At 67.3% G+C, this 5,304-nt stretch carries 6 protein-coding genes and 2 pseudogenes; 4 read left to right on the top strand and 4 right to left on the bottom strand.

From position 1 onward, the window contains the following. Positions 1–93 precede the first annotated feature (93 nt). Together B9S57_RS10670 and B9S57_RS10665 are read left to right on the top strand one after the other, a co-directional pair. Positions 94–1,227: an IS630 family transposase gene (locus B9S57_RS10670; protein WP_103514550.1), complete on the top strand. Its 1,134-nt coding sequence runs from the start codon at positions 94–96 to the stop codon at positions 1,225–1,227. Between the two features lie 21 nt (positions 1,228–1,248). Continuing rightward, on the top strand, positions 1,249–1,662 hold the full coding sequence (locus B9S57_RS10665) for a cytidine deaminase (protein ID WP_103514549.1): 414 nt from the start codon (positions 1,249–1,251) through the stop codon (positions 1,660–1,662). A 79-nt stretch (positions 1,663–1,741) separates the two neighbouring features. On the opposite strand, the gene B9S57_RS10660 is transcribed toward B9S57_RS10665, so the two are convergent. From B9S57_RS10660 to B9S57_RS34420, 3 genes are all read right to left on the bottom strand, one after another. After that, positions 1,742–1,990 carry a hypothetical protein gene (locus B9S57_RS10660; RefSeq protein WP_103515311.1) on the bottom strand — a complete coding sequence of 83 codons (249 nt, stop codon included), beginning with the start codon at positions 1,988–1,990 and terminating at the stop codon, positions 1,742–1,744. 291 nt (positions 1,991–2,281) lie between these two features. Then, entirely contained in the window at positions 2,282–3,487 is a 1,206-nt protein-coding gene (locus B9S57_RS10650; RefSeq protein WP_103515309.1) for a helix-turn-helix domain-containing protein, read from the bottom strand. 44 nt (positions 3,488–3,531) lie between these two features. After that, positions 3,532–3,690 (bottom strand): hypothetical protein, encoded by a 159-nt coding sequence (locus B9S57_RS34420; protein WP_181011310.1) that lies wholly within the window; start codon positions 3,688–3,690, stop codon positions 3,532–3,534. Positions 3,691–4,010: 320 nt separating this feature from the next. On the opposite strand from B9S57_RS34420, the gene B9S57_RS10645 reads away from it, so the two are divergent. Beyond that, complete coding sequence (locus B9S57_RS10645) at positions 4,011–4,352, top strand: transposase (protein ID WP_103515308.1); 342 nt, start codon at positions 4,011–4,013, stop codon at positions 4,350–4,352. Then, a pseudogene (locus tag B9S57_RS36345) lies at positions 4,349–4,597 on the top strand (IS3 family transposase); the annotation flags it as partial. The gene B9S57_RS10645 and the pseudogene B9S57_RS36345, both read left to right, overlap by 4 nt. A 165-nt stretch (positions 4,598–4,762) precedes the next feature. Here B9S57_RS36345 and B9S57_RS10635 read toward each other — a convergent pair. Further along, positions 4,763–5,290: pseudogene (locus tag B9S57_RS10635) on the bottom strand (transposase family protein); the annotation flags it as partial. Positions 5,291–5,304: the final 14 nt, after the last annotated feature.

The raw sequence follows: 5,304 nt of genomic DNA, 5'->3' as shown, positions 1-5,304 counted from the left end.
GCTAGTGCCGCGTCAGGCAACGTTTGCCCTGTTGTGACGTGACGCGCCGTCCCGGTGCTGTGCCGGGCGGCGCGTGGCCGTCACCCTGTCCAGGTGGCAGAGCGAGTACGCGTACGCGAGATCGACGATGATGAGGGCAGACGGCTGCTGCGGATCATCCGCCGGGGCACCGGGTCGGTGGTGACCTGGCGGCGGGCCCAGATGGTCCTGCTGTCCGCGCAGAGCATGCCGGTGGCGAAGATCGCCGAGGTCACCTTCACCAGCGCGGACCGGGTCCGGGATGTGATCCACAACTTCAACGCCGACGGCTTCGAGTCGCTGTATCCGAAGTACAAGGGCGGGCGTCCGAAGACGTTCACACTGCCCGAGCGGCGCGAGATCAAAAAGATCGCGAAGTCGAAGCCGACCGAGCACGACCTGCCGTTCTCCACCTGGAGCCTGACCAAGCTGGCGGACTTCCTGGTCGCCGAGGGGGTGGTCGACGACATCAGCCACGAGGGCCTGCGCATCCTGCTCCGCGAGGAAGGCGTCTCCTTTCAACGCCTGAAGACCTGGAAGACCTCCCGCGATCCGGACTACGCGGCCAAGAAGGCCCGGGTCGAGCACCTCTACGCGATCGCCGACGGGGAGGTCATACCCGAGGTGGACGAGCCCGAAGTCATCTTCTGCGTGGACGAGTTCGGGCCGCTCAACCTGATGCCCCACCCCGGCCGGCAATGGGCCGAGCGCGGCGGGAAACACAAGGACCCCGACCGCGCACCGCGCCGCAGGCGGCGGGCGACCTACAACCGCTACGGCGGAGTACGGCACCTGTTCGCCGCCCTGGACCTGGCCAGGGACAAGCTCTACGGCCACATCAAGCCGATCAAGAAGCGCACCCAGTTCCTGGAGTTCTGCCGCTATCTGCGCAGCCTCTACCCGCCCCAGGTCCGCATCGCGATCGTCTGCGACAACTTCTCCCCGCACCTGACCACCAAGAAGTGCCAGCGGGTCGGCACCTGGGCCACGGCGAACAACGTCGAAATTGCCTACACCCCGACCAACAGCTCCTGGCTCAACCGGATCGAGGCCCAGTTCACCGCCCTTCGCTACTTCACCCTCGACGGCACCGACCACGCCAGCCACAAGGAGCAGGGCAGCATGATCCGCCGCTACATCATCTGGCGAAACAAGCACACCGCCGATATTCGCTTGCGCACCCTCGTCACACGGGTCAACGTCGCCTGACACCTGACGAAGGAAGAGAAAATGACCACGCAGACCCACCCCGTCGACCACGAACTCATCCAGGCCGCGGCGCACGTCGCTCGCACCCGCTGCCGGGGCGACAACCACACGATGGCAGCCGCGGCCCGCGCCCAGGACGGCCGGATCGTCACCACCGTGAATGCCTACCACTTCACGGGAGGTCCCTGCGCCGAGATGGTCCTCATCGGCGCGGCAGCCGCCCAGGGCGCCTACGAGCTCAACACGATCGTCGCGGTGGGCGACCGCGACCGAGGAGTTGTTCCCCCATGCGGCCGGTGTCGTCAGGTCCTCCTCGACTACTTCCCGTCCCTCAAGGTCATCGTCGGCGAAGGCGACCGCATCCGAACCGTCCTCATCACCGACCTGCTGCCCGAAAGCTACGTCTGGGCCGACCACCAGCTCGGCGCTGAGTGAACCGCTCCACCGAGCACCATCTGGCACCGCTGCCGACAACAGGGCGAACGTTGCCTGACGCGGCACTAGCAGCGCGGGTCTATGGGGTGGGAGGCTCGTCGCTCTCGCCTTCACGCACGACGAACGCACGGCCGGTGACCGTGCGCATGAACTGGCGGTGACCGCTCCTGCCGGCGTGCTCCAGGCACTTCACGTCAACCGCCTCCCCGTCCTTCGACGGCTCCGCGGTCCAGTGGCACGAGGTGCAGTTTGCCGCGTACGTCGGAAGGATGTCGGGGTGAGCGGCGATCCGGTGCACAAGGCTGCGAACTATCACCCGGGGGCTCATCGACGGGCCTCCCTCTTCGCGTGAGGGTGCAGCCGGATTTCGACGTTGCAGTCCGTCACAGATGTCATGTCACCGATCCTTCGGGCCTCGTCTCGCTGCCGGCCCAACGCTGCACAGACCTTGCAGCCGAAATTCGGGATCGGCTCTAACGCCGCCATGGGGTCGGTCAGGTAGACCGGTCCCGGCATCACTTTGTTATCCATCCCCGCACCTCCGTCGTCTTGTCGACGACGTCAGGGTTTCGCTCCACGGGACATCGATACAGGGGCGCAACGTCCTACTTCGGCAACGCTAATTCGTCACGCCGAGAAACTCAGCGATAGAGCGAAGCCCCGGCGGACGATTCTGGAGGGCCATCAAGTCGGACACGATGGCCACGGCTAGGGTGTGGTGCCGCATCCAAGTGGGCGCGACACGTCGCAGGCTCTCCAGAGCCTTTACGGCGCCCTCCGCGTCTCCTAGGTCGGTGTGCGCGCGGGCGACGTCCAGGAGCAGCCACGTACGCCAGGACGCGGGCGTGTCCTTCGACAGCCGCATCCCCTTAGCCAGGCGTAGCGCCTCCTCCGGCCGCTCATGCTGCACCGCCAGGCGCACGCGCTCGATGCGGACGGACGACTTACTGAAGACGGACAGAAGCCGTCCATCCCCCTCCGCGGGTGGCATCTTCGCCAGACGGCCGGCGGCCTCTTCCGCGGCACGCATCATCCTGTCCGCGGCGTCGTACTCGTCCAGGCGGGCGTACGAGGTGGCGGCGCTCATGGTCAAGCCGCCCCACACGCGCAGCCCCGACGCGTCGTCGGTGAGTCCGTCCCGCTCCATGCCGTCGGCCGCGTACAGAGCGATGCTCTTCGCGTCGTCCAGCCGGTTGGATCGTTGGTACGCCCACGCCAGGGAATTGCAGATCATGGGGACGAGGAGCGGGTCCCCGGAGACGTCCGCGGCAGCTATGGCTCGCTCCAGGGCGGCTAGGGCCAGGTCCAGCTTCCCCAGACGGATGCTCAGGTGTCCGGCTAGCTGGAATGCCTTGCCGAGTGCGGCTTGTCCCTCGTGGTGCTCTTGCGAGGCTGTGACGCGAGCGTCAGCGAGGATCCCCGGGAGCAAGTTCAGAAGCTGCGGGAACTCCGCCGAGTGGTACATGGTCCACGCGTCGGCGATCTCCGCGCGCAGGAGTGCGGGCGTGAGCACTTCCGCCCCGTCGGACTCCTGCGGAGGGGCGAACATCAGTGGATGGATGGCGCGCCGCACGGCTACCAACTGCGGCGGGTCGGTCTCCCCTGTCGACGAGACCCCGGGAGGGTCTCCCAGGAGCGTCGTCAGTTCGACACCGAGCCCACTGGCCAGAGCGTGCAGCGTCGGCAGGCGCGCGGACGCCTTGCGCTTCTGTTCTAGCTTGCGCACGACGTCGACGGACACGCCTGACTTCTCCGCCAACTCCTCCTGTGTCAGGTCGGACAGCCGGCGAAGGCGGGAGAGCTTGTCTCCGAGATGCTCGCTCACCCCTTAGACGGTACGCCGACGAGAGGTGAGCGGGCCAAAGAACGTCAGAGCCAGCCGGCCGAGCGCATGCGCGTGCGCCAGCTACGCCCATGGGACGGGTTGCAGAAGCGCTTGATCTTTCCGCGGCCGGAGGTCTGCTCCACGTCAGCGCCGCACTGCGGGCATGAGACGGGGGCGTTCTTGGCGTGGTCGGTGTAGTCCATGGTGTTCGCCTCTCAGGTCTGGGGAGCCCCTGGAGGGCCCATGTCGGGCCGCTCCAGGGGCAGTTAGGGGAATGCGTCGGCCGTCTCCCCCATGTCGGCGGAGACGGCCTCTGTGTGCTTCTGTCGCGTGAGTGTTAGATGATCCGGCCGACGTCGAGCGCGCGGCCCGTGTCGGCGTCGTAGATGTCGATGCGGTTGTCCACGAACCCGCCGACTTCGCTGCCGTCCAGGTAGGTGCGGGACTCCACTGAGGTGACCCCTTCGATGCCGACACCTGAACGGCGGGTCGCGTGGCGGCCTGCGGGTGGAAGTGGTCTGTCATGGCTCGTGGCAAGCAGTACCCGGAGGAGTTCAAGAAGGACGCGGTTGAGCTGGTGCTCTCCTCTCCGGAGAGGCCGGTTGCGGACATCGCGCGGTCGCTGGGTGTACACAAGGCGACGCTGGGCACCTGGGTGGAGCGCGAGCTGGGCCGGCGGCGGAAGGCCGCCGGGAACGACGGCGGTGACGCCGCGGTGAGCCGGGAGGTCGAAGCGCTGAAAGCACAGGTCCGCGAGCTGGACCGGCTGCTGTCCGATCGGAATCACGAGCTGGCGCATGCCCGGCAGGACATCGACATCCTGCAGAGGGCGGCCGCCTATTTCGCGCGGGAGACGGGGCAGTGATCCGCTACCGCTTCGTCGACGAGATCCGCGCGGAACACGCTGTCAAAAAAGTGTGTGACCTGCTGGGATGGGACCGATCCAGCTACTACGGATGGAGGGAGCGGCAGCCCGCCAGAGACGCGAAGGGCGCCTCGGACGAGGAACTGCTCGTGGAGATCCGACAGGTCCACGATGCCTCGTCGGGGACGTACGGGGCCCTGCGTGTCACCCGCGCCCTGCACCGCCGGGGAGTCACGGCGAACAGGAAACGGGTCGCGCGGATCATGCGCGAGCACGCCATCCAGGGCATGTCCAGGCGGCGGCGCAAGTCGCTGACCCGCCAGGACAGGAAGGCGGTGCCAGCGAAGGACCTGGTCATGCGTGACTTCACCGCTCCGATGGCCGGTCTGAAACTCGTCGGAGACATCACCGTCAGCCCAGCATCTGAGTCCCGCTTCAGCGAGGGCTTCGATGATCCCGTGCTGGCGCGCGGCGGTGAGGTCGTGAGTGGAGCCGGGCAGCGCGGGCGAGGCCCAGAGCAGTCGTCCGAACGGGTCGGTGAGGACCTGGACGTTCATGCCGTGGCGCTTGTGTTTCCCGGAGTAGTACGGGGTGTCGGCGGCGATCCGGTCGATCGGCAGCAGGGTGCCGTCGAGGATGACGAACGCCTTCGCCCGGATCGCCTTGATCGCCTCGGCCAGGGACGGGGCGAGGGTGGCCAGGGTGTCGACGGCCTCGCGTATGTAGCGGAAGGCGGTCGCGATCCCGATGCCGAAACCGGCCGCGAGCTGTGCGTAGGTGTCACCGCACCGCAGGTGGGCCAGGGCCAGCAGAGCCTGTCGCGCTGCGGGAAGCCGCCGCCACCGCGTGCCGATCTCCCTCCGCCTGGCTGTCAGTTGCCCGGTCAGGAACCGCAGGGTGCGGGTGGACAGATCGATCGACGACGGGTAGACAAGCACACGAAGCTCCTGGC

It is taken from the genome of Streptomyces sp. SM10, from assembly GCF_002910915.1.
In the GTDB taxonomy this organism is placed as follows: domain Bacteria; phylum Actinomycetota; class Actinomycetes; order Streptomycetales; family Streptomycetaceae; genus Streptomyces.
Note: the sequence above shows the minus strand (reverse complement) of the source record. Positions and strands in the feature narration are given on the sequence as shown.

Excerpts from the sequence above, each read along its gene's own strand:
- B9S57_RS10665 (WP_103514549.1), top strand. The coding sequence starts at position 1,249 with ATGACCACGCAGACCCACCCCGTCGACCACGAACTCATCCAGGCCGCG.
- B9S57_RS10660 (WP_103515311.1), bottom strand. The coding sequence starts at position 1,990 with ATGAGCCCCCGGGTGATAGTTCGCAGCCTTGTGCACCGGATCGCCGCT.
- B9S57_RS34420 (WP_181011310.1), bottom strand. The coding sequence starts at position 3,690 with ATGGACTACACCGACCACGCCAAGAACGCCCCCGTCTCATGCCCGCAG.
- B9S57_RS10645 (WP_103515308.1), top strand. The coding sequence starts at position 4,011 with ATGGCTCGTGGCAAGCAGTACCCGGAGGAGTTCAAGAAGGACGCGGTT.